This is a genomic window from Ruegeria sp. O4, assembly GCF_056535125.1.
Genome location: NZ_JBQERO010000052.1, coordinates 1 through 1,076 on the forward strand (window position 1 = coordinate 1; position 1,076 = coordinate 1,076).

The following is a 1,076-nucleotide window of genomic DNA, read 5'->3' on the forward strand; positions in this document are numbered from 1 at the left end:
ATGGCAAAGGAAAAGTTTGAGCGTAATAAGCCGCACGTCAACATCGGCACGATTGGGCATGTTGACCACGGCAAGACGACGCTGACCGCAGCAATCACCAAGTATTTTGGTGACTTCAAGGCGTATGACCAGATTGACGGCGCGCCGGAAGAGAAAGCCCGCGGCATCACCATCTCGACCGCGCACGTGGAATACGAGACCGACGCGCGCCACTATGCACATGTCGACTGCCCCGGCCACGCTGACTACGTCAAGAACATGATCACCGGTGCCGCTCAGATGGACGGCGCGATCCTGGTTGTGAACGCCGCGGACGGCCCGATGCCGCAAACCCGCGAGCACATCCTGCTGGGCCGCCAGGTTGGCATCCCGAAGATGGTCGTGTTCATGAACAAAGTTGACCAGGTTGACGACGAAGAGCTGCTGGAACTGGTGGAAATGGAAATCCGCGAGCTGCTGTCTTCGTATGAATACCCCGGCGACGATATTCCGATCATCGCAGGTTCGGCTCTGGCCGCGATGGAAGGCCGTGACCCTGAAATCGGCGAGAACAAGATCCGCGAGCTGATGGCGGCTGTTGATGACTACATCGACACCCCTGAGCGTGCTGTTGACCAGCCGTTCCTGATGCCGATCGAAGACGTGTTCTCGATCTCGGGCCGTGGTACCGTTGTGACCGGCCGTGTCGAGCGTGGCGTGATCAACGTTGGCGACGAGATCGAAATCGTCGGTATCCGCGACACCGCAAAAACCACCTGCACCGGCGTTGAAATGTTCCGCAAGCTGCTGGACCGCGGTGAAGCGGGCGACAACATCGGCGCCCTGCTGCGTGGTGTGGACCGTGACGGCGTTGAGCGTGGCCAGGTTCTGTGTAAGCCGGGTTCGGTGACACCGCACACCAAGTTCGAAGCCGAAGCCTACATCCTGACCAAGGAAGAAGGCGGCCGTCACACGCCGTTCTTCGCGAACTACCGTCCGCAGTTCTACTTCCGGACCACTGACGTGACCGGCACCGTGACCCTGGCGGAAGGCACCGAGATGGTCATGCCCGGCGACAACGTGTCGTTCGGCGTTGA

Annotated in this window: 1 protein-coding gene; it reads left to right on the forward strand. The window is 60.0% G+C overall.

The features are described from left to right. Positions 1 to 1,076: elongation factor Tu (gene tuf, locus ACR0J7_RS20450; RefSeq protein ID WP_480915477.1), on the forward strand; the 1,076-nt coding region annotated here is incomplete at both ends.